This window comes from Planktothrix prolifica NIVA-CYA 540, assembly GCF_963864145.1.
Lineage (GTDB): Bacteria > Cyanobacteriota > Cyanobacteriia > Cyanobacteriales > Microcoleaceae > Planktothrix > Planktothrix agardhii.
Genome location: NZ_CAWLTW010000001.1, coordinates 3094507 through 3119726 on the forward strand (window position 1 = coordinate 3094507; position 25220 = coordinate 3119726).

22 protein-coding genes and 1 pseudogene are annotated in these 25220 nt (G+C 42.6%); 15 read left to right on the plus strand and 8 right to left on the minus strand.

Translation table 11 applies throughout. The features are described 5' to 3' along the window. The 3 genes and pseudogenes from AC559H_RS13785 to AC559H_RS13795 all read right to left on the minus strand — a co-directional run. Positions 1-335 (minus strand): annotated as a pseudogene (locus AC559H_RS13785) (hypothetical protein); the annotation flags it as partial. Between the two features lie 20 nt (positions 336-355). Further along, the gene (gltX, locus tag AC559H_RS13790) at positions 356-1804 is read right to left on the minus strand and encodes a glutamate--tRNA ligase (protein WP_026796122.1); all 1449 of its coding nucleotides are present in this window, start codon (positions 1802-1804) and stop codon (positions 356-358) included. Positions 1805-1911: 107 nt separating this feature from the next. Continuing rightward, complete coding sequence (locus tag AC559H_RS13795) at positions 1912-2664, minus strand: class I SAM-dependent methyltransferase (RefSeq protein ID WP_026796121.1); 753 nt, start codon at positions 2662-2664, stop codon at positions 1912-1914. A gap of 90 nt (positions 2665-2754) precedes the next feature. Between AC559H_RS13795 and AC559H_RS13800 the strand changes: the two genes are divergently transcribed. Both AC559H_RS13800 and AC559H_RS13805 read left to right on the plus strand, forming a co-directional pair. Continuing rightward, positions 2755-3081 (plus strand): nucleoside triphosphate pyrophosphohydrolase, encoded by a 327-nt coding sequence (locus tag AC559H_RS13800; protein WP_026796120.1) that lies wholly within the window; start codon positions 2755-2757, stop codon positions 3079-3081. An 18-nt stretch (positions 3082-3099) separates the two neighbouring features. Then, a complete protein-coding gene (locus tag AC559H_RS13805) occupies positions 3100-3570 on the plus strand; it encodes a DNA phosphorothioation-associated protein 4 (protein ID WP_026785668.1) in 471 nt (156 codons plus the stop codon). Positions 3571-3723: 153 nt separating this feature from the next. On the opposite strand, the gene AC559H_RS13810 is transcribed toward AC559H_RS13805, so the two are convergent. The 4 genes from AC559H_RS13810 to AC559H_RS13825 form a co-directional block, all read right to left on the minus strand. Beyond that, a complete protein-coding gene (locus AC559H_RS13810) occupies positions 3724-5781 on the minus strand; it encodes an elongation factor G (RefSeq protein WP_026796119.1) in 2058 nt (685 codons plus the stop codon). A gap of 332 nt (positions 5782-6113) precedes the next feature. Further along, a complete protein-coding gene (gene grxC, locus AC559H_RS13815) occupies positions 6114-6425 on the minus strand; it encodes a glutaredoxin 3 (protein WP_026796118.1) in 312 nt (103 codons plus the stop codon). An 83-nt stretch (positions 6426-6508) separates the two neighbouring features. After that, on the minus strand, positions 6509-6676 hold the full coding sequence (locus AC559H_RS13820; RefSeq protein ID WP_233422924.1) for a hypothetical protein: 168 nt from the start codon (positions 6674-6676) through the stop codon (positions 6509-6511). A 469-nt stretch (positions 6677-7145) separates the two neighbouring features. Beyond that, positions 7146-7907 (minus strand): PspA/IM30 family protein, encoded by a 762-nt coding sequence (locus tag AC559H_RS13825; protein WP_026785664.1) that lies wholly within the window; start codon positions 7905-7907, stop codon positions 7146-7148. Positions 7908-8316: 409 nt separating this feature from the next. Between AC559H_RS13825 and AC559H_RS13830 the strand changes: the two genes are divergently transcribed. The 13 genes from AC559H_RS13830 to AC559H_RS13890 all read left to right on the plus strand — a co-directional run bounded on the left by AC559H_RS13830 (position 8317) and on the right by AC559H_RS13890 (position 24169). Further along, positions 8317-8700 (plus strand): response regulator, encoded by a 384-nt coding sequence (locus AC559H_RS13830; RefSeq protein WP_026796117.1) that lies wholly within the window; start codon positions 8317-8319, stop codon positions 8698-8700. A gap of 55 nt (positions 8701-8755) precedes the next feature. Further along, positions 8756-10072, plus strand: coding sequence for a chemotaxis protein CheA (locus AC559H_RS13835; protein WP_051319595.1), 1317 nt, complete (start codon positions 8756-8758; stop codon positions 10070-10072). 29 nt (positions 10073-10101) lie between these two features. Continuing rightward, positions 10102-10299 carry a chemotaxis protein CheW gene (locus AC559H_RS13840; RefSeq protein ID WP_233422922.1) on the plus strand — a complete coding sequence of 66 codons (198 nt, stop codon included), beginning with the start codon at positions 10102-10104 and terminating at the stop codon, positions 10297-10299. A 29-nt stretch (positions 10300-10328) separates the two neighbouring features. After that, a complete protein-coding gene (locus AC559H_RS13845) occupies positions 10329-10802 on the plus strand; it encodes a chemotaxis protein CheW (RefSeq protein ID WP_026796115.1) in 474 nt (157 codons plus the stop codon). Between the two features lie 46 nt (positions 10803-10848). Continuing rightward, entirely contained in the window at positions 10849-12927 is a 2079-nt protein-coding gene (locus tag AC559H_RS13850; protein WP_036832413.1) for a methyl-accepting chemotaxis protein, read from the plus strand. Between the two features lie 172 nt (positions 12928-13099). Then, the gene (locus AC559H_RS13855; RefSeq protein WP_026796114.1) at positions 13100-16405 is read left to right on the plus strand and encodes a HEAT repeat domain-containing protein; all 3306 of its coding nucleotides are present in this window, start codon (positions 13100-13102) and stop codon (positions 16403-16405) included. 55 nt (positions 16406-16460) lie between these two features. Then, on the plus strand, positions 16461-17348 hold the full coding sequence (locus AC559H_RS13860) for a CheR family methyltransferase (RefSeq protein ID WP_026796113.1): 888 nt from the start codon (positions 16461-16463) through the stop codon (positions 17346-17348). A 95-nt stretch (positions 17349-17443) separates the two neighbouring features. Next, on the plus strand, positions 17444-18499 hold the full coding sequence (locus AC559H_RS13865) for a protein-glutamate methylesterase/protein-glutamine glutaminase (protein ID WP_026796112.1): 1056 nt from the start codon (positions 17444-17446) through the stop codon (positions 18497-18499). A 46-nt stretch (positions 18500-18545) separates the two neighbouring features. Beyond that, entirely contained in the window at positions 18546-18989 is a 444-nt protein-coding gene (locus tag AC559H_RS13870; protein WP_051319596.1) for a hypothetical protein, read from the plus strand. 162 nt (positions 18990-19151) lie between these two features. Then, positions 19152-21104 (plus strand): AMP-dependent synthetase/ligase, encoded by a 1953-nt coding sequence (locus AC559H_RS13875; protein WP_026796111.1) that lies wholly within the window; start codon positions 19152-19154, stop codon positions 21102-21104. A gap of 159 nt (positions 21105-21263) precedes the next feature. Then, positions 21264-21710 (plus strand): YlqD family protein, encoded by a 447-nt coding sequence (locus AC559H_RS13880; RefSeq protein WP_026785661.1) that lies wholly within the window; start codon positions 21264-21266, stop codon positions 21708-21710. A gap of 94 nt (positions 21711-21804) precedes the next feature. Next, the gene (locus AC559H_RS13885) at positions 21805-23061 is read left to right on the plus strand and encodes a dihydrolipoamide acetyltransferase family protein (RefSeq protein ID WP_036832416.1); all 1257 of its coding nucleotides are present in this window, start codon (positions 21805-21807) and stop codon (positions 23059-23061) included. 106 nt (positions 23062-23167) lie between these two features. After that, complete coding sequence (locus AC559H_RS13890; protein WP_026796109.1) at positions 23168-24169, plus strand: zinc-dependent alcohol dehydrogenase family protein; 1002 nt, start codon at positions 23168-23170, stop codon at positions 24167-24169. A gap of 72 nt (positions 24170-24241) precedes the next feature. On the opposite strand, the gene AC559H_RS13895 is transcribed toward AC559H_RS13890, so the two are convergent. Further along, entirely contained in the window at positions 24242-25162 is a 921-nt protein-coding gene (locus AC559H_RS13895) for an RNA-guided endonuclease InsQ/TnpB family protein (protein ID WP_330949441.1), read from the minus strand. Positions 25163-25220 lie beyond the last annotated feature (58 nt).

Sequence of the window (25220 nt, forward strand, 5' to 3'; positions counted from 1 at the left end):
GTTTCTGCAACTACGGGAGTTTCCACAATTGCCACAGGTTCGGGTTCCGGCGTTTCTGCAACTACGGGAGTTTCCACAATTGCCACAGGTTCGGGTTCCGGCGTTTCCACAACAGGTTCTTCCACGATAATAGGTTCTTCTATGGGCAATTTCTCAGCTACTGGTTCTTCTACAACCAAAGGCGGTTCTGAAGATAGGGATGGGGAAGTATCAACTCCCGTTTCTTCCTCAGATTCTGATGTGGGAATTGGATCAACTGTAGACTTAGGTTTTTTAGATTGGGAAGAATTGCCTTTTGCATCGGATGATTTGCGAGATCTGGGAGAATTTGACATAATATCTGCCTCGTTAAATATTAACCCGGTAAAACAGTTTGAAAACGAATTAAATCAATCCCTTTTTGATGGAACAATAACCAAGATTCAATTAAATCAGGGCCGTGCATGGTTCCCATCAAAGCTGCTCTGAGCGATCGCATTACTAACCCTTTTTTGACGTTGGTTTCTTTCATCGCACTATTAATTATTGCTTTAGCAGCATCCGATGTTAAGGGTTGATCTCGTTGTTGGGTTATTTTATCCTGAATTGCCTGCACAATTGCGACCGCATTTTCCTGTTGCAATTGAGTGGTTGCTTCTTCGTCTAACTCAACGCTTTCGGTGAAAAATAATCGGCTCATTTCCACCGCATCTTTAAGAGTTGTTAAACTAGGGCCAATTAAAGCCGTAAGCTGTTCTAACCAAGCTCGATCCGTATTTGTATCAAATTGATAACCAGCTTCTTGCCAATAGGGAATTAATAACTGAGTTAATTCCGGTATCGGCATTTTATGAAGATATTGGCTATTAATCCAATTTAATTTATCCCAGTCAAACTTTGCCCCAGCTTTATTAACCCGGTCAAAACTAAAGTGTTTTGCTGCGGTTTCTAAGGTAAATAATTCTTCAGTAGCATCAGGTGGAGTCCAACCCAATAAGGTCATATAATTGGCTAAAGCCTCTGGAATATATCCCATATTTCTAAAATCAGAAATCGAGGTAACACCATCCCGTTTGGATAATTTACGACCCTCAGCATTCAGAATTAAAGGAGTATGACCGAATTGGGGAATATTGGCATTTAACGCTTCATATAAAAGAATTTGTTTAGGCGTATTAGAAATATGATCTTCCCCTCGAATCACCTGGGTAATTTTCATATCAATATCATCAACAACCACCACAAAATTATACAGAGGTTGCCCAATTTCGCCACTACTAGAAGCCCGCGCAATCACCATATCACCGCCCAAATCACCGCCTTTCCAGGTGACTTTTCCCCGCACTAAATCAGTCCAACTAATTTCTCGATGATCGTCTATTCTGAAGCGAATCACCGCTTGACGACCTTCGGCTTCAAAGGCGGCTTGCTGTTCGGGGGTAAGGTGACGATGGCGGTTATCATAGCGAGGGGCTTCATTTCTAGCCTTCTGCCCTTCTCGCATGGCATCTAGTTCTTCTGGGGTACAATAGCAACGATAGACTAAACCCTTCTCCATCAGCGTTTGGATGGCTTGACGATACAGGTCTAAACGCTCAGATTGATAAAATGGCCCTTCATCCCAGGTTAGACCTAACCAAGTTAACCCCGTGAGGATATTTTCCGTATATTCGGGGCGAGAGCGTTCTAAGTCGGTATCTTCAACCCGCAGGAGAAAAGTCCCCCCTTGATTGCGGGCAAATAACCAGTTAAAAACAGCAGTTCTGGCAGTTCCTATATGTAAACTTCCGGTAGGACTTGGGGCAAGACGAACTCTAACAGTCATATTGATATTTTTAATTTAACATAGGTCGCAAAAACGCACTGATAAAATCATCCTACCATTATTAAGTTCCCTCTCGGCAGGAATTTTTCTCTAAAGCAGGTTAATAGTCAAGGTTTTTCAAAGACTAAAAAATGTTGTTGGGGTAAAAAATCTTGAGTTTCTTTCCAGTTTAAACCCACGGCAGCCATTTCTTTTTTGACTTGTTTTTCTGACATTTTATGCAGTCCTTTAATTAAAATCAAAGGATTTTCCTGGCGATATTCTAATAATACCACCCGTCCCCCTGGTTTTAAGGCTTTGACAATTCCTTGCATCATTTCTTGAGGATATTGAAATTCATGATAAGCATCAACCATTAGGGCTAAATCAAGGATTGATTCGGGTAAATTCGGGTGATCTACGGTTCCCAAAATTGGTTCAATATTTTGAATATTTTCTTGGGTTTTAACAAAGTTTATTAGTGCCAACATTTCCGGTTGTACATCCACGGCTAAGACTTTTCCCTGGGGAACTAAAGGACTAATTCTAAAGGTAAAATATCCCGTTCCCGCCCCAATATCAGCGACAATATCGCTGGGTTTTAAATTTAAGGCTGCGATCGCTTGTTCCGGTTGTTCGGAGGTTTCTCGACGGGGACGTTCTAACCATCCGGCTCCCTCATGGCCCATTACCTGAGCAATTTCTCTGCCCAGATAAAATTTTCCTATGCCGTCGGGACTGTGAAGGGTGCGGTATTCATACACAGAATCAACTCTAGGCGAAGTTAAGGCTATGGTGGGGTCGGGGTTGATACATCCGAGCAAAATCAAGGCAATGCTATAAAGAATAGGGGATAAATACCGATATAAAGATTTGATCATGGTTTAGCGAAAAATTACAATTCTTGTTAAACTGGAAAAAACAGTACATAATAAAAATCGGGTGCAATTATTTCATAGGAGAATTATACTTTGCATCAAGAATATAACAAATTAGTGCGCGATCGCATCCCAGAACTGATTCAAAAATCAGGATCTCAGTATGATATTACAACGTTATCAGAAATCGAATATCGTCAAGCCTTAAAGGATAAACTGCTAGAAGAAGCCCAAGAAGTAGCTCAATCTTCACCTGATGAATTAGTACAAGAATTAGCGGATTTATTGGAAGTAATAGCAGCATTAATGGAAGCCCATGGAATTGAAGATGAACATATTTTGTTAGAACGGGATCATAAACGAGCCGAAAAGGGAGGATTTGAACATAAAATTAAATTACTCTGGACTGAATCTACTTAATTTTTACGCAGATTAATTATGGCTATTACAAGAATTAAGATTGCTAAAGATAAAGCAGAATTGGTGCGATCGCTCACAGAAATAGAAGGTAAAACCGGGCCATTTCAAACTTATGCTGATGTCATTGCTTTTGCCGCATTATTAGGAAAACGGCGCAAAAAACGGATTCCTATTGATGGGCTTTCTAAACGTGATCCTGGGCCGATTTCTATGGAAGTTTTTATTTCTAGGGGATATGATGCAATTATTAAATTAGTAGCGATTTCTGAAACCCAAAATATCAAACTTCTATCTCCGTTTCAACTAGAAGCGGAAGAAGAAAGAGCCTTAATTTTTGAAGAATATGCCAATGGGGGCTTAGAAATATTACGAGATGAATGTCGCGGGACGGTTGATTATTCAGATCAATTACTATTGATCTTAATGGCTGAACACGATCGCCCATCCCAAACCGAAGGCGAATTTGATTTAAGTCGTTTTCTGGGTTAAATTTTCCTGGGAATCCTAATATTGTATCCCAAAATAATATCAAATACCAGTGAAAGAGAAGAAATAGAAATCTAGCGGTATTGGGAAAGTCTAAAAATATTAATTCAGGGGAAAATACCAATTTCTTGTAATTCCCCTATTAGCTATTACAACCTACGATTTCCCATTGCCATTAGCCGCAGCTAAAATCCGTTCCGTTAACTTTTCAGGAACTTCCTGTAAACGATCAAATTGCCAATTAAAATAACCTACTCCTAAAGTTAAAGAACGCAATTCTACAATTAAATCCTGCATTTCCGCCTGGGGAATATAGGCAGAAATTTTATCCCATCCCTTCCAGTCCGACATCGGTTCAAAGCCTAAAATTTGTCCCCGTCGTCCGGTAATTAACTGAAACATTTGGGAAGTAAAATCACTCGGTGCACAAATTTCAACAGAAGTAATAGGTTCCAATAAAATTGGCTCACATTTCTCCATTCCCGACTGCATTGCTAACCGGGCAGCCTGTTTAAAAGCCTGTTCCGAACTATCAACCGCATGATAGGAACCATTAGTTAATGTCACCGCTATATCTACTACTGGAAACCCTAATGGCCCCTGGTTTAAATAGTCTCGAACTCCCGTTTCCACCCCCGGAATATATTGACGGGGAACCGAACCCCCAACAATAGTTTCCCCAAAATTAAACCCTTCCCCGCGAGGTTGAGGTTTAATATCTAAATACACATCCCCAAACTGTCCATGACCGCCACTTTGATGTTTATATCGACCGTGGGAATTAGTAGTTTTGCGAATCGTTTCTTTATAGGGAATACTCGGTAAATTAGTTACCATCGGTAAATTATATTTACGCCGTAACCGATCTAAAGTTACTTGCAAATGAATTTGACCTTGACCCCATAAAATAATCTCGTGGGTATCACTATTTTGTTCCCAACTTAACGCCGGATCTTCATCTAACATTTTAGATAAAGCCGTACTAATTTTCACCTCATCTTTACGGTTTTCTGGAGTAATAGCCCAGCCATAAACCGCAGGAAGTAAAGCCGCTTTTGGTAAGGGATTTTTTAATTGATTTGCTTCAGTGGTTAAGGTATCTCCAGTTTGAATTCCTTCCATCCGTCCCAAAGCCACAATTTCCCCAGTTTTTGCTGTTTGTACGTTTTGGGCTTGTTGTCCGGTCATCCGATACATTCCCCCAGGTCGTACCCCATTTAAGGTCATACCTTCGGTCAGTTCCCCCTGCCAAACCCGCACCAGGGAAAGTTTACCGCCTTGGGGGGTATAATAGGTTTTCAACACCTGGGCAATGGGCAAGCCTTCCGAGGATTTTAGCCCCCGACGTTCTGCGGTAATATTGGGTTCTGGAGCTTCCCGAACTAAGGCGTCCAACAGCGCCCGCACCCCGTGATCTTGTTCCGCTACTCCTATTAATACCGGGACAATTAAATCCGCCCCCAATTCCATTTTTAAATCCTTAACAATTTCATCTTGAGGCGGTTCAATTTCTTCTAATAGTTCTTCTAATAAATGATCGTCAAAATTAGCTAACTCCTCTAACATTGCTTGACGGGCGAGGTGTTCAGCCTCTTTTAAGGATTCTGGAAAGGGGACGGGATCAGACGGAGCACCGGAATGATAATGATAGGCTTGTTCCGTAATTAAATCAATAAAACCGACCAATTGTTCACCGTTACCAATGGGATATTGTTGGGGAATTACTGGACGGGTGGAAACGGATTTTAAAGCATTTAAGATTTCAGTAAAACTGTTAACGCAACGTTCCTCATCGGTACAAACCCGATCCATTTTATTAACAAAAACCAGATGGGGAATTTCCCAATCATCTAAGAATTTGAACAGAGGAGATAGGGTTAAAATTCGGCCGGGATCAGCTTCACAAACCACAATAGCTAATCCAGTACCGATTAAACCATTATAGGTTTCTTGGGCAAATTCTACAGAACCCGGACAGTCTAAAAAGGTAAAACGAATGCCACCATATTCGGTACTAGCGGCATTAACTTCTACACTCATATTTCGTTCTTTCGCTTCTGGAGAACTATCTCCAACCCGGTTAGTATCTTTTGCCGTTCCCTTGCGAGATGTGGCGGCCGTGACGGATAAAATACTCTCTAAAAGTGTGGTTTTTCCGCTTAAATAGGGGCCGACAAGGGCAACATTACGGAAGTTTGTTACAGTTTCTGACATATTTTTTCTCCACGAATATAAATTATAAATTCTGGTTTCTCAATTCGCCTACTCTAATAATTTAAAGAGTTTTTGCCACAATTTAACATCTGGTTAATCAAAAAAAACATTATGAATTTATTACAACTTTTGTAAATAAATATTAAGTTAATTAGGCTAAGGATTTAAAAAAGCCCGTTGTTGGGCTTTAGCCCTAAGTTGTTGGGCTTAAGCCCTAAGTTGTTGGGCTTAAGCCCTAAGTTGTTGGGCTTAAGCCCTAAGTTGTTGGGCTTTAGCCCTAATAAAGATTGGGCTTAAGCCCAACAACGGCCCAACAACGGCCAAACAACCTATTAAGCAGGTTCAGCTAATCGGGGTTCTAATTTTCCTTCTCCATCTAATTGATACATATCATCACAACCCCCAATATGTTGATTATTAATAAAAATTTGGGGAACTGTGCGTTGTCCATTTGCCCTTTCTGCCATTTGATTTCGGGCGACATCATCCCCATCTATTTTATATTCTGTGAAATTAACCCCTTTCCACCATAATAATAATTTAGCCCGAATACAGTAGGGACAGGTCTGCCAAGTATAGATTTCGACGTTAGCTTGATTTCGTTCAGGATGGCGACCGAATAAAGCATTAAGAGCATCTAACACGATAAAATTCCTAGAGATCAACAATAGTTTATTTTAACTTAAACCTATTTCTATTTTTCGGGTAGCGATCGCTCAAACCCTAATTAAAAATTATAATTAAACCGTTTCAATTGAGCTTTCATTTTATTAATTAGCTTAAATTCTTTAAAAATTAATCCATAGTAATGCAAAGAAAATAAAATATTAATCACAAAGAAACCCAGGGTTAAAATAAATCTAAATACCGTAGAAAAATTGAATTCAGAAGTCATTGTAAAAACGGAAAAGATAATTGAGCAAAGCCCAAAACCCGCCGCAAAAGAACTAAGAATCAGTAAACGTACCTTAGCCATCATAAGTGAAACTTTATTAATAAGAATAAAATCCAGTCATATAGTTGATCCGTCACTAAGTATAAGTACCGGATCAAACTGATTATCACTATACAACTAAATTTCAAAGGATGACTGAAGGAATCGGAGTTTTTTCAAAATAGCAGTATTCCCCATTCCCTATTACCCATTCCCCATTACCTATTACCCATTACCTATTACCCATTCCCCATTACCTATTACCCATTACCCATTACCTATTCCCCATTCCCCATTCCCCATTCCCCATTCCCCTATTTCCAGACAAGGGCTTTCCATCAACCTCTGGGAGTCAATGGTGACTGTAACACTCCGTTACCTTTGACCCCTGACAAAAAGCCCAAACCCTATAATATCTGGCAATTCCAGCTTACATTTTCTCCAACTCCTTTTTCAGCTTTTCTAACTCATCATCTACGGGAGCACTACTCGTCGCCGTTGTTTGTCCGGGGGGTAGGGACTGGGGAGCGGGGCTACCGGAAATCTGGGCTTTCAGGGCAGCTAATTCGTCATCCACATCACTTCCGGCTTCCAAAACTGCAAATTTGCTTTCAAAATCTGAACCCGTCAGTTCTCCAGCCGCTTGAGCACGTGATTCTAACTGCAACACTTTATCCTCCATGCGTTCAAAAGCTGAGGTCGCTCCACTGGGATTAATACCCCCCAATAAACCCTGTAACTGTTCATTGGCTTTGGCTGCTTGCGCCCGGGCTTTGAGCATATTTTTCTTGGTTTTGGCTTCAGAGATTTTGCTCTCTAACTGAATTAAATTGCGCTTGAGGCCATCCACCTGAGCTAATTGTTGATCCAGAGTCAATTTAATAGTATTAGCCGTTTCCGTGTAGCCTTTTTTGCGCTGTAAGGCTTCTCTGGCTAACCCTTCTTCCCCTTTTTGCAGGGCTAACTTGGCGCGAGACTCCCATTGGTTTGCTTGGGACTGAGCTTGATTATACTGTTGTTCACTGCGTTTTTGATTGGCGATCGCTTGGGCAACGGCCTGACGCAACTGCACCAGATCCTCCTGCATATCAATGACCGCCTGATCCAGAATCTTCTCTGGATCTTCGGCTTTGTTGACCAGATCATTCAAATTGGCTCTGACAAGACGGCTAATGCGATCAAATAATCCCATGACGCTGTTCTTCCTTTGACGGTGTACGGTTTTTGATTACCTCTATCTACAGTTTAACCAAATCGGAGCAAGAAGTCCCACCTCCTACTCGATAGGGAGTTGATTATAATTCAGATATGGTGATTTTCAGGAGGATAACTGTCCTGTTTGATAGCTGGAATAATCAACTTTTCTCCTTGTTGTTGATGGGATTGTAAGAATATCAAAGTCGGCATTTACTATAGCAATCCTAAATAGGTTGTAATATTATTAATACTGACATGAAATAGCTATAAGTATTATCCGGTGTTCCATTGTTCCCTTTTGCTCAGGAATTAAGAACACAAATCAAATAGGATTAATATATGCCAAAATGTGAGTAATGAAAATGCAAACTATTTGTGCCTTATCCCCTCAAGGAGTCCAGGTTATGAAACGTATTTTAGTCGTTGATGACTCGGCAACAATGAGAAAAATGGTGATCGCGTCCTTGCGAGATTTAACTGATGTTAGTTTTAGCGAAGCTGGGAATGGTTTAGAAGCCATTGAAAAAATCGAAATTGCCCCCTTTGATTTAATGATCTTGGATTTGAATATGCCCGATATGCACGGGTTGGAAGTTCTAAGATTCGTTTTGAGCCATCCTAGTTATCACGATACCCCGATTGTGATTCTGACCACAAAAGGCGATGAAGATAGTCGCAGCGAAGCGATCGCAGCAGGTGCAGCTTGCTATTTAACCAAACCCTTTCAACCTAAATTCCTTGCTGGTCAAATTAAAGAACTACTCAATTCAGTGATCAGTTATCAGTAAACTGAAAACTCTTAAACTGATAATGCGGATACTTGATAACTGATAACTGATTATTGTGTCTAACCCAACTGAAAATAATTTTTTCGAGGACTTTTTAGAAGATTATTTTGCAGAATGTGAAGAACATTTAGCCGTCGTCAGACGAGAACTTCTAAACCTTGAATCATGGATTAATCAATCTCATATTGAGCGGTCTAGCCTGAATGAATTGTTCCGTTGTTTCCATTCCATAAAAGGGTTGTCAGGCATGGTAGGAGTGGGTTTGGCTGAAGAATTAGCCCATGAAATGGAAAGCTATTTACGAGCATTGCGAGATCAAGAAATTGTTTTATCCACTCAAGGATTTGATGCCCTAATTACAGGAACAAAACTACTCGAACAAGTGATCAGTTGTCAACGAACCCAAACCCCGCCACCGGATATTACCGAGATCATCAACCAACTTGCCTCGCTAATTCCTAATGAAAAACACCTGGAAAATCAACCCTCTGGCCTAGTAACCCCAGTAGAATTAAAACTTAAACCCCAGGAAGAAAACGAACTTAACGAAGCCATCAACAAAGGGGAAAACCTCTGGCATTTTGTGTTTTCACCAACTACCCAACTATCTGAACAAGGAATTAGAGTCAATACCATTCGAGAAGATTTACAAACCCTGGGTCAATTAATTTATGTTGCACCCCGCATGAGTGAGGGAAATAAGATCCTATTTGATTTGATCCTCGCAACATCCTCAAATGATCTTCCCTTTCAAGAAGGCGATCAACCGGGCTTAACCTGGCAACCCTATTTAAAAAACCCTGCTCCCCCTACCTCCCCTACCTCCATCCCCCTCTCCACCTCCTCCAACGTTGTGCGTGTCGAGTTACCCAAACTAGATGATTTGATGCGAATGGTCGGAGATTTAGTGATTAGTCGCGGTCGTTTAGAAGATTATCTGCAATTGATCGCCACCTATCTAAAAGCCCCTCAAACCCGAGCCTTACAGGAAATCAACCTCATGCTCGAACGACAATTACGAGATTTGCGTCAGGGGGTAATGCAAGTGCGTCTAGTTCCCATTGGTGAGATTTTTGCCCGGATGCAATTTGTGATTCGGGATTTAGTGCGGGCCAGTGAAAAACAAGTCACCCTAGAGATTAGTGGACAGGAAACCGAAATTGATAAATTCGTTGTGGAGCGAATGCTCGATCCCCTGTTACATTTAGTGCGAAATGCCGTGAGTCATGGAATTGAATCCCCCGCCGAACGCTCTGTGGCTGGAAAAAACCCCCAAGGAAGCATCACCCTCAAGGCGATCACCGCCGGAGAAACCGTAATTATTGAAATTGAAGATGATGGTCGAGGTGTTGATATTGAAACCGTGTCGTAGGTAACACCGGAAACTCCGTAGCCCTGGTGGTGGATAGGGTCACGGGATTAAGGGAAATTGTGGTGAATCCCTTAACCGATCCCCTGGTACAAGTGATGGGAATAGGTGGAGCAACGGAACTAGGAGATCGACGTGTCGTTTTAATTTTAGATGTGGCGGCCATCGTCCAATATTCAAGCTTAGGTACAACCCGATCGCGATCGCTACTTCTCAGCAACAACCATTAACCATCAACATCCCAATTGTGAACGGTCAAATGTCAGACATTACAACTTCCACTCAAACCTATATTTTATTTGAACTGGCTGACACAACCTATGGAATTTCCTCTCAAGTTGTACAGCAAATGGAAATGATTGAACAAATTACCCCCGTCCCCAATACCTTAGCCTTTGTGGAGGGGGTGGTATTTTCCAGAGGACAAGTAATTCCGGCAATTAATTTACGAGTTCGATTTGGACTGAAGAAAACCGCTTATGATCTGCGAACCCGTTTAATTGTAATTCAGACCGAGCATCGTACCGTCGGACTGATTGTGGATACCGCTAGGGAATTTTTAGCCCTATCAGAAGATATCATTCAACCCCCACCCGAAGGAATGTCCCATTTAAGCGGTCGGTATTTAGCCGGAATTGCCACCTTGGGAACACGAGTTGTGCTGATACTAAATGTTAAGGAGTTACTCAATTTAGACGAATCTGTACCGGAGGACTTTAAAATTAAACATTAAAAATATAAAAAACCACTAATAAATATAAATTACCGAGGAAAAAATCATGTCTAAAATCAAAAAAAAGCAACAAAAAAATAACAAAAATTTATCAAAAATTAATAGTTCTATTGGATCTGATCGGATAGTCGAACAGATCAAAGAAGAAAATCAGCAAATCTTGATTAAAACCCAAGATATACTAGCAACGGCGGAAAATCTATGCTTAGGAATGGAATCTCAAAGTCGCTGGCACCAGGAGAATTCTACCGGAGTTAAAACCCTAGACACCCTATTAAAACAAACCGCTTCCCAAACCCAATCCGTTGAGATCTCCGGGGAAGAATTAGTATCTTCGGTCAATGAAATGGCCGCGTCAATTGAACAAGTGACCGCCAGTAGTAACGAACTAGCAACGGTGGTCAAACAAACGGCCACTTCAGTCCAACAAAATAGCGTTTCCACCCATAATGTGGCCAATAGTGCTCAGGAAATGGCAACTTCAGCCTCTGAGGTCACCGCATCAATGGTAGAAATGGCCGCCTCCATTAAAAGTGTTAGTGCGGATACGGAGAATTTAGCCACTGCTGTCAACCAAACCGCCGCCTCCATCGAAGAAATGACCAGTTCCATTGGGGGAGTGGCCCAAAATGCCGATGACTTAACCTCCGCCTCCGAACAAACCACCGCTTCCATTAACGAAATGGCCGCATCCATCGAAGAAGTCACCGCCACCACCGAGAATTTAGCTGCTACGGTGGAAGAAGTCTCAACTTCTATGGAAGAAATGGCACAGTCCGTGATCGGGGTAGCCCAAAATGCCGAACGAATTACCGAAGCCGCCACCAATGCCGCCATCTCCGCCGAACAGTTGGATCGCTCGATTCGTTCGATTAGCACCATCACCCAACAGGCAGATGAAATTACCCACAAAGTCATGCAGGATGCTGAAGTGGGGGGCAAAACCGTGGAAAAAGCCATTCAAGGGTTAGGTCGGGTGCGGGAGTCCATGGTTAAATCCTCCGATGTGATTCGGGATATGGGGAAACGCACGAACGAAATTAGTAGTATTGTCGATACGATTAATTTAATCTCAGAACGCACTAACCTGCTATCCTTAAATGCTTCGATTGAGGCGGCGCGGGCGGGAGATGCGGGTCGGGGGTTTGCGGTGGTGGCCGAGGAAATTAGAAATTTGGCCGATCGCGCAGCCCAGGCGACATCGGATATTGCTGCGATTATCAAAGCCCTGCAAGTGGTGGCTCAAGATGCCGTAAATACATCGAATGAAGGTCTACGAGTCGCCGAAGATAGTGGGGGTTTAGCCGAAGAAGGATTGGGGGGACTCAGAAAAATCCTATCGGGGATTGAAAGAACTACCCAATTAGTCAGTCAAATTGCGGCGGCTTCTGAGGAACAAATGATTGCGGGTCAAACCGTGGTTAATTCGATTAATACCACCGCCAACCAAGCCCGAGAAGTGGCAAAAGCTACTATCGAACAATCGAAAACGACCCAGGGAATCGTGGTTTCCACCCGACAAATGCAACAAATCGCCAAACAAGTCACCCAGGCGATGAATGAACAGGCCAGGGCTGCCAGGGAGGTGATTAAAGCCACTCAAAATACCACGAATTTAGCCGGACAAGTACGCAAAGCCACCTTTGAACAAAATAAGGGGGCTTCTCAAATCATGCAGGCGGTGGAGTCCATGCGCCGGGGGGTGATGACCACTTCCCGGGCGATTCGGGAACAGTCCGTGGCTGGAGATCAAATCTCGAAGGAAGCAGAACGACTTGCTAACCTGATTAATAATGTGACCAAAGACATGACCCAACAGGCAACCATTGCCTCCCAAGTAACTCTCGCCGTTGATAATATGCGAGTCCAGTCCGAACAGGTGGCAATAGCCATGAGGGAACAGTCAAAAGCAATTCAACAGATGACCGAGGCGATTAGAAGTATTACTCAGAAAATTAATTTAATTCGGAGTTCAAATGTTGAACATTCCAATCTTTCCAATCAAGTCTTACAAGGAATTGAGAATATGGGGGTTATGAGTGAACGTCATCTACAAAGTGCCAAAACTCTGATAAATGCTGTAAAAAACCTCCTAGAACGCACTCAATCCCTAACTTCCATGTAGTAAGCCCTTCAGGGCTTTCTTTTATATATTAGGCGAGGAAAGATTGAGGCGTAAACACCTCACTACCAGATTGAGGCGTGAACACCTCACTACCAGATTGAGGGGTAAACACCTCACTACCAGATTGAGGCGTAAACACCTCACTACTAGCTAAGACACCCCAGTAATAAATATGACAATTGGTATTTTTACGACCGATATAAATTTAACGATCCGTTCCTGGGATTCTCGATTATTGGAACTGACCGGAATTAGTGCCGACATTAGTTGTGGCCAAAGAATTACCGAGCTAATTCCTGATTTAGAACAACGGGGTTTATTAGAACGATTTGAACGGGTAATCACCCAAGGCGTTGTGGAAATTATGGCACCCGCCTTCCATCAATACCTGATTCCCTGTCCGCCTTTGATCTCGTCTAAGCATTTCCAATATATGCAGCAACGGGTGACTATTACCCCCTTACGAGAAAAAAATATCATTGTCGGAACCATTGTCACCCTAGAAGATGTCACGGTTCGACGGGAACGGGAAGCCGATCTTTCCCAAAATTATCTAAGGGAGGGGAGTCCTTCGGCGTTTGGGGGTTCTTATGAGGAGCTAACGAACGAACAACATCAGAATTTACTGTTTTCGGTGTCCGAGAACCTAACTCAAGGCATATCTTCTAGCACCACTGACTTTATGAATGCCCTACAAAATAGTAATTGGCAGGTCAGACAGGAAGTGGTACAGCAATTAACCGCGAGTCACAACCCAGAAATTACCACGGAATTGTTACGGCTTTTGCGTCAAGAACATCGCAATGCCACAATGGTTAATAGTGTGATTCAGGTTTTGGCACTGAGTCGGGTGGATTTAATTCCAGCCTTAATTGAGTGTTGCACCGACTCTGACCCGGAACTCAGAATTTATGCCACCCAAGCCCTGGGACAACGGGACGACCCCAGAGCCGTTCCTGCTCTGATTTTGGCTCTGGCTGATGCGGATACCAATGTTCGCTATCATGCCGTTGAAGCATTAGGACGTTTGAAAGCCCGAGACGCCATTGATCCCCTACTCGAAATTGCTCAATCTCAAAACTTTTTCCTGGCGTTTCCTGCTTTAGATGCCCTGATGCAAATTGGAGATCTTTCTATCGCAGGACGTTTAATGCCATTAATCCAAAAAACTCTGAATTGGCGGGTGCGTCGGGAGGCCGTCGATAGCTTGGCCATGCAGGACGATCCGAACTTAACCCAGGATTTATTGCGCCTGCTGCGAGAACAACACCGCAATCCCGATATTCTGAATAGCGTGCTTCAGGTCTTGGTTCTCAGTCATATTGATCCGATTCCTTCTCTGCTAGGCTGTTTGAATGACCCTGATCCAGATTTACGGATCTATACGGCTTTAGCCCTGGGAGAACGCCACGACCCTAGGGCAATTCCGGCTTTAATTCAGGCACTCGATGATCCAAATGTAAATGTTCGCTATCACACAATTGAATCCCTCGGACATCTGCGGGCTACCGAAGCGGTCGATAAATTAGTTGAAATTACTCAGTCTGGGGATTTCTTTTTAGCCTTCCCCGCCTTGGAAGCCTTGATGAAAATTGGAGACACCACTATTGGTTCTCGAATTGTTCCGTTATTAGATGATGAACTCCTGGGAAATCAGGTGGCTGAGGTTTTGGGAGTTTTGGGAGATGCGGAAGTGGTAACACCCATGGCTACTTTTCTGAATCAATCCGATAGCAGTAACTTTCCCTGTTCGGTAGGGGGTTTGGCGATCGCCTTAGCTAAAATTTATCACCGCTATCAAAAGGAATTTGGGGAAGGAGCGTTTATTGCCGATCTCACCCGCCGTGCTGTTGATGAATTAGGGACTCAGAACCTACTCAATACCATTAAAACCGCAAATTCTGAAGAATTACAGTCCCTTGCCCTAATTCTGGGATGGTTAAACGGAAACAATGTGGCTGTCGCCCTGACGGAAATGTTGAGTAATGCTCAATTGCGAGAACCGATTATTGAGGCTTTAGTTAAATTTGGCAGTTCCATCACCCCCTTATTAATTAGCCAATTAGAGGCTCCCGATTTAGAAACTCGCAAAGCTGTGATTACTGTCCTGGGCAGGATTGGCAGTAATCAGGCGGTTCCAGCCCTAACCAATTTACTCGGAGAGGATGGGGAATTGGTCATGGTAACGACGGCTGCTTTGGCCCAAATTGGGGATGCCAGAGCCTTTGAAGCGTTGTTAGGGTTATTGGGACATCCCGATTCCGCCGTGCGTTTAGGGGCGATCGCTGCCTTAAATTCCCTCGGTCATCCCGCCTTACCGGAACGAATTCTGCATCTACTCACCGATCCAAATCCGATTATTCGGGAGTCGGCGGTCAAAATTGCCGGCTATTTTGCCTTCAGTGAATGTATTGAAGCCCTGTTTAAATGTATCCACGACCCGGAAGAAAAAGTTCGACGAGCCACAATTGAACACCTACCCTACATTGAAGACGAACGGGTTCTACCCCTTTTAGTCATGGTTTTAAGGCAGGAAGTCCCCTCGGTGCGGGCCGCCGTTGCCCATGCTTTGGGGGATTTGGAGACAACTTTGGTTCTCCCCCACCTGTTAACGGCTCTACGGGATGATGATTCTTGGGTACGCTATCAATCGGCTCGTTCTCTTGGCCGTCTGGATTTAACCGAGTTACTGAATTCTGAAAATGAAACCCTGACGGTGGTGTTTGAAGTCCTAGAACATCTAATAAACACAGATATTGCCTATCCCGTGCGGGCCGCGGCAACTTCGGCTTTAGGTTACATTGGGGGCAACCGAGCTATTCCTCTACTCACGTCTTTGGTGGGGGTTGAGGTCGGGGATGGGGATGTCGCCCGGGCTGCGGTAATTGCCCTGGGACGGATTGATAGTACGGATGCGGTGGCTCCGTTATTAATGGCTTTGAATTCGACGAATCCTGAACGCCGTTTAGATGCCCTCCATGCCTTTCGGGAACGGGGCACAGAGGAGGCAGGAGTGGCTTTGCAATGGATGGCCGCGGCTGATCCAGAGGAAAAAGTGGTTCAGGCGGCGATTGAGTCCCTCTCGCGGATGGGAACCCCGGAGGCGATCGCGGCTTTATTGGAGTTATCGGTTGATCCCAGCAGTCGGGAGGCTTGTATTTTGGCTTTGGCTGCTCGCAATTTGGATAATTCCACCATCAAGGAGGATTATATTGAGGGGATTAGTCAGGGGTTGAATCATGTCCATCCGGCGGTACGCTGTGCGGTGGTGGAAGTCCTCAAACGCCTCAAACATCCTTTTGCCTCGGAAATTTTAATCAGTGCCTTGAATGACCCGGATCAAAGCGTCCGTTTATCGGCGGTTAATGCTTTGGTCTACCTGGGAAATCGCTCCTGTGCGGAACAGTTGGGAATATTAGCTCGGAATGACACCTCTGCCGCGGTTCGTCGAGCGGCTCAAAAAGGAATAAATCAGTAATTATAGCAATCCTATGTTGTGTTCAAAATTCCTATTCCCTGTTCCCTACTATGATATGAAATTTTCTTCAGAACCTCTGGATTTAAGCGATAATACCTTTGTGATTTTACGAGATCTAATCCATGAACGGACGGGATTATTTTATAGTGTTTCTAAACAGACAATATTGGCGGATAAGCTATCAATTAGAGTTAGAGAACGGGGGTTAGACTCGTTTTTAGACTATTATTATTTACTGAAATATGATCAGTCAGCCCGTGAAGAATGGCAAGAATTGATTAATGCTTTAACGGTGCAGGAAACCTATTTCTGGAGGGAGTATGACCAAATTAAGGTTTTAGTTGAGGTGTTGTTACCGCAATATTTAGAACGGTTTTATAAATTTTCCTATCCCTGTCAACCTCTGCGGATCTGGAGTGCGGCTTGTTCGACGGGAGAAGAACCTTTAACTATTGCGATGGCTTTAAATGAAGCGGGTTGGTTTGAACGAATTCCGATTGAAATTTGGGCGAGTGATGCGTCTTCTCGGGCGATTAATAAGGCGGTATCGGGAATCTATCGACAATACTCCTTTCGCGGTTTTCCTGAATCCTTAAAAGCTAAATATTTTTCTGTCCATGAGCAAGGATGGCGGATCTCTCCCCTAATTCATAATCGAGTGCATTGGTCGGTGAATAATTTATTAGTGGAGTCAGATATTCAGTATTTAGCCCAAGCTCATTTTGTTTTTTGTCGAAATGTTTTTATCTATTTTTCTGATGCTTCTATTTCAAAGACGGTGAATTTTTTTTATCAACGAATGTTTAGTCCGGGTTATTTGTTTTTGAGTGCTTCGGAATCATTACTGAAACTAAAAACCAATTTTCAGTTAGAGGAAATTGATGGAGCGTTCATTTATACAAAAAATCAATCTAAGTCTCTATTTTCTGAAAAAAAGTATTGAAAAAACACCGATAAAGTTATAATAAAAATGCTAAATTCAGAAAAGAAAAAAAACCAATTTTATCACAAACAATTTTATAAACAAGGAGCATAACAATGAATAGTAAAATTATTCGAGTTTTAGTGGTTGATGATTCAGCTTATGTGCGTAAAGTCGTTAAACAAATGCTGTCTCGTAGTCCTTTTATTGAAGTGGTAGGAACGGCCCACGATGGGGAAGAAGCCTTAGAAAAACTAGAACAGATGCCAGATGAAGTTGATGTGATTACCTTAGATTTATTAATGCCTAAAGTTGATGGGGTAGAGTTTCTGCGACGACAAATGGCACGAAATCCTATCCCGGTAATTGTTGTCAGTATTGCCAATGAAGGGGGGGAAATGGTCTTAGAGGCTTTAGATGCCGGGGCGGTGGATTTTGTTCATAAACCCACGGCTTTAGCTACGGAAAAAATGTATGAACTGGCCGAAGAATTAATTGATAAAGTCAAAGCCGCGGCTAATGTTCCCCTCAAGCGTCTTCCCCTCCCTACTTTAGTCAAACCCAGTAATTTTGTACATCCAATTCAACCTCTCACCCATACCAGTGTTACGGATTTAATTGTGATTGGAATTTCCACAGGCGGCCCCCAAGCCTTAGCATTTTTAATTCCTCAATTACCTAGTAATTTCCCTATACCCATCGCCATTGTTTTACATATGCCTATTGGTTATACCAAAATGTATGCGGAACGCTTGGATCAATTATCTGAGTTGAAAGTTGTAGAAGCAGCCGATGGGGAAATTATCTGTCCAGGTATGGTTTTTATCGCCCCTGCCGGACGTCATTTAACCTTCAAACTTCAGGGAGATAAAGTAGTAGCCCGTTTAGCCGCCCAACCCTTTGATATGCCCCATCGTCCCTCGGTTGATGTGATGTTTCAATCGGCCGCCCAGGTGTATGGGAATCGAGTTTTGGGAATTGTGATGACCGGAATGGGTTGCGATGGAAAACAGGGTGCAGCCTGGATTAAGTCTTCTGGGGGTTCTATTTTTACTGAATCAGAGGAAACTTGTATTGTCTACGGAATGCCTCGGTCGGTGGTGGAATCGGGGTTAAGCGATCGCCAAATTCTTTTATCTGATATAGCACAGACTATCTTAGAATCTGTATAGTAAGATAAAATAGATAATTAAATAATAATTAATAAAGGAAGATATTGTGAGTGTTCATCAAGTCTTTAAAGGCTCAATTAGTGGAGATGCGTTATTACTTTTAAATTATTCTTTTGCTGTTAAATTAACTAATTTACTCCAAAAGAGTAGTCAGGAGGAAATTGTCTATTTGAATGTTTCTTCCTGTGAAGTCTTAACCGAAGCGGGCAATATTTTATTAAATTCCTATATTGGTCTTTTAGGAAATTTAATGGGATGTCAATTTACCTTTTCTATGCCTACATTCCAAATTGAACCTTTAGCGGATTTAGTCAAATCTCTAATGTTGGGTAGAAATGAAGTCCGTTATGTTTTAATGGTGGATACGACCTTTGAATTATGTCATAATTCAGTTAAAGGTTATTTAGTCTTTGTTTCCGGTGTGATTCCTTTATCTTGTTTAATTAGAGGGATTGAAGCCTCCATTGACTTAGCGATTCCTCATCCTTGAGATTGATGCCCATTCAACCCATGACAACCCTGCGATATCAATACTAATTATTCTCTGGAAGAATGGATAGCCAAAGCTGATAAACTGATGTATGAACATAAACATACTAAATACATCAGCAACTTGCATTGATTGGTTAACCCCTTTTCCCCCGAGGTTTTTATGATTCACTCAACTCACTGGCGTTCCCTCTATTCTTCTGTACAATCTGTTCCTGAAATCTGGCCAATTTTGGATCAAAATGTTGGTCAAATTATTGCTTTAGATGACCCCCACGGGAAACCCGAATTCCGTCTGAGCTATTCCCAACTATGGGAAAAAATTCAACAATTTGCCACGGGGTTACAAAACTTAGGCATAGAATCCACCACCAATAGTCTACCACCACGGATTGCTCTGTTTTCCGATGATAGCCCCCGTTGGATCATTGCGGATCAAGGGATCTTAACCGCCGGAGCCGCCGATGTGGTACGCGGGGCGACGGCTGACCCCTTAGAATTGGCTTATATTCTTAAAGATAGTGGGAGTACCGCCCTAGTTGTCGAAAACTTTTCCCTATTAAAAAAATTGCGATCGCAAATTGAAGATTTACCGATTCAATTTGTAATTTTATTATCGGATGAAACACCAAATTCCAGAGATTTACCAACTATTCCGGTATTGAATTTTAATCAATTAATTGAAACTGGAAAAAAAACAAGTCTCAAACCTTCTAAATCTCACCAAAACACCTTAGCTACCCTGCTCTATACTTCGGGAACAACCGGACAACCGAAAGGAGTAATGTTAACCCATAAAAACCTATTACATCAAATTAATGCCATTCCCGATGTGATTCAACCCGAACCCGGAGAAATATTTCTGAGTATTCTTCCCACTTGGCATACCTTCGGACGCACCGGACAATATTTTTGTTTATCCCAAGGGTGTACGGTTGTTTATACCAATATTCGCTATTTTAAACAGGATTTAAAGCAATTTAAACCCCATTATATGATTAGTGTGCCTCGAATTTGGGAAGCTATTCATGAAAGCGCCCAAAAACAATTTCGAGAACAGTCAGAACAGAAACAAAAAATTGTTGATCTCTGCTTTTCCTTGAGTGAAAAATACATTTTTGCCCGTCGTATTACCCAGGGATTGACTTTAGATTTAAAGCCCGCTTCTGCTTCCGAAAAACTTCTGGCTCAGTTAAAAACTTGGGTATACGCTCCCTTTCAAATTATCGGCGATCGCTTAGTCTATCAAAAAGTGCGAGAAGCCACCGGAGGACAACTCAAATTTGCCATTAGTGGGGGTGGCTCCTTGGCTATGTACCTAGAAAATTTCTATGAAATCGTCGGAATTAACTTATTAGTCGGATATGGTTTGACCGAAACTTCCCCGGTATTAAGTGCCCGTCGGGAATGGCATAATTTACGCGGATCATCGGGTAAACCCATCCCAGAAACGGAACTTTGCATCGTTGACCCCGAAACCCGTCAAATTTTGCCATATTATCAAAAAGGATTAGTCTTAGCCCGGGGGCCCCAGGTGATGACCGGGTATTTTGAAAACCCCCAAGCGACGGCTAAAGCCATTAATGCCGAAGGTTGGTTTGATACCGGAGATTTAGGTTGGTTATCCCCGCAAAATGACTTAGTATTAACTGGTCGTGCTAAAGATACTATTGTTTTAACCAATGGCGAAAATATCGAACCCCAAGCCATTGAAGATGCCTGTTTACGCAGTCCCTATATTGATCAAATCATGTTAGTCGGTCAGGATCAAAAAAATTTAGGAGCATTAATTGTTCCGAATTTAGATACTTTAAAACAGTGGGCAATTCGACAAAATCTGACCCTGAAACTACCTGAAGAAACCGTCACCCAAACTCAGGAAATCACCCTAGAGAGTCCCATCATTCAAAACCTATTCAGGGAAGAACTCAACCGGGAAGTTAAAAACCGTCCAAGTTATCGAATTGATGATCGGATTGGCCAATTTCAGTTATTGGCAGAACCCTTTTCCATGGAAAACGGAATGTTAACCCAAACCTTGAAGGTCAAACGCCCCGTTGTAATGGAACATTACCGCGATATGATTAACGAAATGTATAAAACCGTCACCCGCTAACGATTGAGTTTCTCTGCTCCATGCCAAGTTAAATCGAAATGGTTAACTCACGGTGATTACCTTCCTAAACCTCTTTGTGATTGTGTAAGGGTGACATTTACGTTACCCCTACGTTGCGCGGGTGACGGCGAACTGATAACGGACACAACATAACCACTTATGGATAATCTCAAACAATTACTGTTGAAACGACCGATTAATGTGAAGGCGGTGGTCACAAACCGTTGGAAAGACGAAGCCCAACAGCAACTTCAAGTCCAAATCAATCAAATTGATAGTCAGTTGCAACAGTTAGAAATCCAAGGACAACGCATGGTGGCGGAAATTAAACGCCAAAGCCTGCAACCTCTTGGCCCGGATGCGATGCAAAAAATAGACAGTATCCAAGTTGAGGTGAATGAACGGAAAAGTCAACTCTTAGAGCAGAAAAATCAAAACTTGCAACAACTCCAACAGGTGCAAACCCTAGAACTAGAACAGGAAGTTGTTCAAGGACAAATTGAAAGTATTTTTACTGTGGTAGAAGGCGACAATTTGGTTACCAAAATGCAAGTAGAAATTCTTCTACGAGATGGTTTCATCGAAGAAATTCGCGGCGATATTTAAAGGGTTTCGGTTAACGGTCTTCTTTCTGTTAACCGTTAACAGTCAACACTCAACCCCTATTGATAACATTTGAACTCTATTTCTTTTAACGCTTATGGCCATTCATGAAGTTTTTATGCCCGCCCTGAGTTCCACCATGACCGAGGGTAAAATCGTTTCTTGGCAAAAATCCCCCGGTGATAAAATTGAAAAGGGCGAAACGGTCTTGATCGTTGAGTCGGATAAGGCGGATATGGATGTGGAATCCTTCTATGAAGGGTATCTAGCCACGATTATTACTCCGGCCGGAGAAGCTGCCCCCGTGGGAAATACCATTGCCTTAATTGCAGAAACTCAAGGGGAAATTGAACAGGCCAAACAGAAAGCTGCCTCTGCTACCCCTGCCACCCCCGCCGCCGTAGCCCAACCCGTTGCCGCGAGTCCCGTGGCGGCCGTTGTCGCAACCCCAACCCCTCCTAACAATGGCAGGATTATTGCCTCGCCTCGCGCCCGCAAATTGGCCAAGGAACTGAATTTAGATTTAGCAACCTTAACCGGAAGTGGGCCAAATGGTCGGATCATTGCGGAAGACGTGGAAACAGCATCGGGACGTCCGGCTGCGGTTCAGACTCCCTCCCAAATCCCGGCTCCGGCTGTTAGTAAGCCCATGACAGCCCCAACTCCAGCAACTGTTCCCCTGGGTCAAGTTGCCCCGATGAATACCCTCCAAAACGCCGTGGTCAGAAATATGACCGCGAGTTTATCGGTGCCGGTATTCCGGGTGGGATATACGATTACAACGGATGGGTTGGATCAGCTTTATAAACAACTGAAATCTAAGGGTGTCACCATGACGGCACTCTTAGCAAAAGCGGTGGCGATGACGTTACAAAAACATCCGATTTTGAATGCCAGTTATGTAGAAAATGGGATTCAATATCGGGCGGGAATTAATATTGCGATCGCGGTGGCTATGCCCGATGGTGGTTTAATTACTCCGGTATTAAAAAATGCCGATCAAATTGATCTTTATTCCCTGTCTCGGACTTGGAAAGATTTAGTTGAAAGGTCTAGGGCGAAACAGTTACAACCCGATGAATATAGCAGTGGAACCTTTACTCTCTCCAATTTAGGAATGTTTGGAGTCGATAAGTTTGATGCGATTTTACCTCCGGGTCAAGGTTCAATTTTAGCCATCGGTGCGTCTCGTCCCCAATTAGTGGTTTCTGCCGATGGTTCTATGGCGGTTAAACGCCAAATGCAAGTGAATATTACTTGTGATCACCGGATTATTTATGGGGCGGATGCGGCGACATTCCTACAAAGTTTAGCTAAATTGATTGAAACTAATGTTCAGTCGTTGACTATGTAAATTCGTTGTTGGGCTAAAGCCCAAGAATATGGAGGGCTAAAGCCCAACAACAGCCCAACAACAGCCCAACAACAGCCCAACAACAAAACTTAATCATTGGTAAATTATGAAAGCAGTTCTCATGACAGAAGTTGGGGAACCAAATGTTTTACAACTTCAAGAAATACCCGATCCTCAAATTAAATCTGATACTGAGATTTTAGTCCGTTTAAAGGCGGCGGGAATTAATCCGGTTGATACTAAATTACGCAGTCGGGGTACTTTTTATCCTGATCAAATGCCCGCTATTTTGGGTTGTGATGGGGCGGGAGTTGTCGAAAAAGTTGGTTCAGAAGTTAAAAAATTTCAAGTCGGAGATGCGGTTTATTTTTGCAATGGGGGTTTAGGTGCAGAAGCGGGCAATTATGCGGAATTAATTGTTATTGATGAAAAATTTGCCAGTTTGAAACCCCAAAGTTTGAGTTTTGTGGAGGCGGCGGCGGCTCCTTTAGTTTTAATTACCGCTTGGGAAGCATTGTATGATCGGGGACGATTACAACCCGGACAAAAGGTGTTAATTCATGGCGGTGTAGGTGGGGTGGGTCACGTGGCGATTCAGTTAGCCCTATTACAAGGAGCAGAAGTTGCCACAACCGTTAGTTCCGCCAATAGTGCGGCTTTGGTGCAGGAGTTGGGGGCAGATTTAGTGATTAATTATAAAGAAAATAATTTTGTCGATCAAATATTAGAATGGACGGGGGGAGAAGGAGTTGATTTAGCTTTTGATACCATTGGCGATGGGGTTTTTTATCAAACAGTTTTTGCGGTTAAAAATTATGGGGATTTGGTAACTATTTTAGAACCCGATCCGAAATTAGGAAATTTGAAAGAGGCTCGGTTACGGAATTTAAGAATTAGTTTGGAGTTGATGTTAACGCCGATGTTACAAGCTCGGATTCATGATCAATTGGATCAAACTAAAATTCTGCAACAATGCGCCCGATTAATTGATGAAGGGAAGTTAAAAATATTAGTCAATCAAACTTTTCCCTTGGCATCAGCATCGGAAGCTCACAAAGTATTAGAAGCCGGAGGAATGAAGGGTAAATTGGTGTTAACAATAGAATAATTGAAATAAACAGTAGAGACTGAGGATTTGACACTCTCAGGTCTGAAGACACGCTCGATTCTGCGGACAGGATTAGTTTAACCTAATTCTCGCTACGACCGCCGCATATCGTCTACTGAGTTGATCAAGCGATATACCCAATCTTCCCGATACTTTTCTCAAAATATTAGCTGCACCATTAAGGTCAGCATTAACAACAAAACCATCAGCCGTCCGATAAAGTCCACGCTTAATTCTGTTTCCAGATGCTTTCCACTCCATCGGTTTTTCACCGTATTTGGGTAGGGAGTCCCCATCTAAGAAACTAGCTTTTGAAGTATAGGCTTCCTCGGTTTCAATAAACCTAATCCCGTGTAAATCACAAAGTTGTTTTACACGGGATTTTAATTTACCCAAAGGCATTTGAACAAACTTTTGATTATTCAAATTCCCTAGATTTGCATCAACTTTAAATCCTTCATTCCATCCCATTACCAAAGTCCCAATACCGCATTTCAGGCAATGGCTGATCATTAGTTTAGCTGCTTTATTAACACCATCACGCATTTGGTGATTGCGTTTACGAGTTACACGATCCAACCAATTATCCCAATACCCTTGGGGTTTACCTTCTTTACGGGTTGATACTTTTTTGTTCCAAAGTTGATTTTTAGCTTTTAAGTCTCTAGCATCAATCAAAAAAGAATTTCCCAAGGTATCAACACAAGCTGCTAAGTTATCGGCAGTACCTAAATCAATAGACAACGCTTGGTTAATATCTAATTCATGGTTTTGTTTCTCCACCTCATAAGACATTTCTAAGTAAAAAGCACCATTCTTAGGAAGAATAGTAAACTCTTTAACCTCAGAGTAGTCAAGATTTGATGGCATAGATAAGAAAAATTCAGATACCCCAAACCATCTTTTAACTGTTAATCCTAGAGAGAATCTAAGTTGACCATTAATTAACGTTGGTCTTTGCCCTCCAGAATTAGGGTAAGCAACTTTAAACAGTTTAGAACCCTTGAGATAACTATAGCAATCTTAAATGATTTGCGATCAGAATATAGAA

Coding starts and splice junctions, on each gene's coding strand:
- gltX (WP_026796122.1), bottom strand. CDS start 1,804: ATGACTGTTAGAGTTCGTCTTGCCCCAAGTCCTACCGGAAGTTTACAT.
- AC559H_RS13795 (WP_026796121.1), bottom strand. CDS start 2,664: ATGATCAAATCTTTATATCGGTATTTATCCCCTATTCTTTATAGCATT.
- AC559H_RS13805 (WP_026785668.1), top strand. CDS start 3,100: ATGGCTATTACAAGAATTAAGATTGCTAAAGATAAAGCAGAATTGGTG.
- AC559H_RS13810 (WP_026796119.1), bottom strand. CDS start 5,781: ATGTCAGAAACTGTAACAAACTTCCGTAATGTTGCCCTTGTCGGCCCC.
- AC559H_RS13820 (WP_233422924.1), bottom strand. CDS start 6,676: ATGACTTCTGAATTCAATTTTTCTACGGTATTTAGATTTATTTTAACC.
- AC559H_RS13825 (WP_026785664.1), bottom strand. CDS start 7,907: ATGGGATTATTTGATCGCATTAGCCGTCTTGTCAGAGCCAATTTGAAT.
- AC559H_RS13830 (WP_026796117.1), top strand. CDS start 8,317: ATGAAACGTATTTTAGTCGTTGATGACTCGGCAACAATGAGAAAAATG.
- AC559H_RS13845 (WP_026796115.1), top strand. CDS start 10,329: ATGTCAGACATTACAACTTCCACTCAAACCTATATTTTATTTGAACTG.
- AC559H_RS13850 (WP_036832413.1), top strand. CDS start 10,849: ATGTCTAAAATCAAAAAAAAGCAACAAAAAAATAACAAAAATTTATCA.
- AC559H_RS13855 (WP_026796114.1), top strand. CDS start 13,100: ATGACAATTGGTATTTTTACGACCGATATAAATTTAACGATCCGTTCC.
- AC559H_RS13860 (WP_026796113.1), top strand. CDS start 16,461: ATGAAATTTTCTTCAGAACCTCTGGATTTAAGCGATAATACCTTTGTG.
- AC559H_RS13865 (WP_026796112.1), top strand. CDS start 17,444: ATGAATAGTAAAATTATTCGAGTTTTAGTGGTTGATGATTCAGCTTAT.
- AC559H_RS13875 (WP_026796111.1), top strand. CDS start 19,152: ATGATTCACTCAACTCACTGGCGTTCCCTCTATTCTTCTGTACAATCT.
- AC559H_RS13880 (WP_026785661.1), top strand. CDS start 21,264: ATGGATAATCTCAAACAATTACTGTTGAAACGACCGATTAATGTGAAG.
- AC559H_RS13885 (WP_036832416.1), top strand. CDS start 21,805: ATGGCCATTCATGAAGTTTTTATGCCCGCCCTGAGTTCCACCATGACC.
- AC559H_RS13890 (WP_026796109.1), top strand. CDS start 23,168: ATGAAAGCAGTTCTCATGACAGAAGTTGGGGAACCAAATGTTTTACAA.